This is a genomic window from Streptomyces sp. NPDC003027, assembly GCF_053591435.1.
This window is the reverse complement of sequence record NZ_JBSFTU010000085.1, coordinates 1-2,743: the sequence shown is the minus strand read 5'-3', so window position 1 is coordinate 2,743 and position 2,743 is coordinate 1. Positions and strand designations below refer to the sequence as shown.

The following is a 2,743-nucleotide window of genomic DNA, read 5'->3' as shown; positions in this document are numbered from 1 at the left end:
CCGGGAACAGCAACCGGCCCTCGCGGTGCATCTCGTACAGGCGGTGGACACCCGTCGTGGTCTCCTCCGTGACACCGCGGATCTCGGACGCCAGCGCCGTCCAGTCCAGGGCGGACCGGCCCAACAGCTCAAGGACACATCGCAGTTCGTCGTTGTCCGCCGTCGACGGGTCCGGGACCGCCCCCGCCTTCTGGTACTCGACGCCCTTGTGGACGAGGAGGGTGGCGTCACCGCCGTCGTCCAGGATCATGTTCGGGCCCACGACGTCCGGCCAGGTCAGGGCCTGCTCCGTGCACCACCAGTACTCCTCCAGCGTCTCGCCCTTCCAGGCGAACACCGGGATGCCGGCCGCGGCGATCGCCGCGGCCGCGTGGTCCTGCGTGGAGTAGATGTTGCAGGACACCCACCGCACCTCGGCGCCGAGCGCGACCAGGGTCTCGATGAGGACGGCCGTCTGCACGGTCATGTGCAGGGAGCCCGTGATCCGCGCGCCCGCGAGCGGCTGGGCGGCGGCGTACTCGCGGCGGATCGACATCAGGCCGGGCATCTCGTGCTCGGCCAGCGTGATCTCCTTGCGGCCGAACTCCGCCAGGCCGATGTCGGCGACCTTGTAGTCCGTGAACTCAGACAGGGACTCAGACATGGGCAACGCTCCTCGAAGCTTGAATCGTCCGGTGGATTTCCAGTGCCGCCGTGGACTTGTTCAACGTGATGTAGTGCAGGCCCGGCGCCCCTTCGTGGAGCAGCCGCAGGCCCATCGCCGTCGCGTACTCGACGCCGGTCCGGTACGCCGCCGCCGGGTCGTCCCTGGCCGCCTCCAGCCGGTGCGCCAGGTCCTCCGGGAACGCGGCGTCGCTCAGCTCGGCGAACCTGCGGATCTGGCGGACGTCGGTGGCCGGCATGATCTCCGGGATGATCGGGGTGTCGCAGCCGGCCGCCGCCACCCGGTCCCGAAGCCGCAGATAGTCCTCCACGTCGAAGAACATCTGCGTGATGGCGTAGTCGGCGCCGGCCCGGCACTTCGCCACGAAGTGCGCCAGGTCGCTCGCCGGATCCGACGACCGGGGGTGGCCCTCCGGAAAGGCCGCCACCCCGATCCGGAAGTCGCCCAACGACCGCACCAGCTCGATCAGTTCGTACGCGTACGTGAAGCCCTCCGGGTGCGGGGTCCACGCGCCGCGCGGATCGCCCGGAGGGTCGCCGCGCAGCACGAGCACGTCCCGCACCCCCGCGTCCGCGTACGCGCCGATGATGGCGCGCAGCTCCGCCACCGAGTGCCCGACCGCCGTCAGGTGCGCCACCGGCCGCAGGGTCGTCTCGGCCACGATCCGCTTGGTGACGTCGATGGTCCGGTCGCGCGACGAGCCGCCGGCGCCGTACGTCACGGACACGAAGTCAGGGCCGAGCGCCTCCACGCGCCGGATCGCGTCCCACAGCGTCCGCTCCCCGCGCTCGCTCTTCGGCGGGAAGAACTCGAACGAGAAGGTGGGGTTCCCGCCGGCGCTCACCGTCGCCCTCCCGCGTTGAAGTAGCTCGCCTCCGGGTGGTGGACGACGATCGCGTCCGTCGACTGCTCCGGATGCAGCTGGTACTCCTCCGACAGCTCCACCCCGATCCGCTCCGGGCGCAGCAGCTCGGCGATCTTCGCCCGGTCCTCCAGGTCGGGGCAGGCCGGATAGCCGAGCGAGTACCGGCAGCCCTGGTACTCGGTGCGCAGCATGCCCTCGATGCCCGCCGGCTCCGAGGCGCCCGCGATACCCCACTCCTGGCGGACCCGCGCGTGCCAGCACTCGGCGAGCGCTTCGGCCAACTGCACGGACAGGCCGTGCAGTTCGAGGTAGTCGCGGTACCGGTCGGCGGCGAAGAGCTTCGCGGTCTCCTCGCCGATCCGGGAGCCGACCGTGACGACCTGGAGGCCGACCACGTCCACCTCCCCCGCGTTCTCGGCGCGGAAGAAGTCCGCCAGGCAGAGGCGCCGGCCCCGCTGCTGGCGGGGGAAGGTGAAGCGGGTCCGCTCGCCTCCGTCCTCGTCCAGGACGATCAGGTCGTCGCCCTTGGACACACAGGGGAAGTAGCCGTGGACGACGGCCGCTTCGAGGAGCCGACCGGTCTGGATCCGGTCCAGCCAGCCGCGCAGCCGCGCGCGGCCCTCCGACTCGATGGTCCCGGCGTCCTTCAGGCCCCACTGCCCCTTGAAGAGGGCGCCTTCGTCGAGCCAGGAGGCGTACTCGGCGAGCTGGATGCCCTTGACGACCCGGGTGCCGAGGAACGGCGGCTCCGGGACGGGGTTGTCGGCGGCCACGTCCGAGCGGCCGGCCGGCTCGGGCTCGCGCACCTCCGGCAGAGGCGCCTCCCGCCGGGGCACCCGCCGCTGCTTCAGCTCCGGCAGTACGGCCCCGGGCACGCCCCGCTTGATCCCCATGAGCGCGTCCATGAGCCGCAGGCCCTCGAACGCGTCGCGGGCGTAGCGGACCTCGCCCTGGTAGATCTCGTGGAGGTCCTGTTCGACGTAGGCGCGGGTCAGGGCGGCGCCACCGAGGATGACCGGGAAGTCGGCGGCCATGCCGCGCTGGTTCAGCTCCTCCAGGTTCTCCTTCATGATCACCGTGGACTTGACCAGCAGGCCGGACATGCCGATGACGTCGGCCCGGTGCTCCTCGGCCGCCTCCAGGATCGCGGAGACCGGCTGCTTGATGCCCAGGTTGACCACGTTGTAGCCGTTGTTGGACAGGATGATGTCCAC

General features: G+C 71.1%; 3 protein-coding genes. All 3 read right to left on the bottom strand.

All coding sequences use genetic code 11. The annotated features are described in order from the left end of the window. A partial coding sequence (locus ACWDX6_RS30655) for an adenosylhomocysteinase (RefSeq protein ID WP_451488131.1) occupies positions 1 to 643 on the bottom strand: 643 nt, incomplete at its 3' end. Beyond that, on the bottom strand, positions 636 to 1,508 hold the full coding sequence (metF, locus tag ACWDX6_RS30650) for a methylenetetrahydrofolate reductase [NAD(P)H] (protein ID WP_451488130.1): 873 nt from the start codon (positions 1,506 to 1,508) through the stop codon (positions 636 to 638). The genes ACWDX6_RS30655 and metF, both read right to left, overlap by 8 nt. Further along, on the bottom strand, positions 1,505 to 2,743 hold a 1,239-nt coding region (locus tag ACWDX6_RS30645), incomplete at its 5' end, for a vitamin B12 dependent-methionine synthase activation domain-containing protein (RefSeq protein WP_451488129.1). The genes metF and ACWDX6_RS30645, both read right to left, overlap by 4 nt.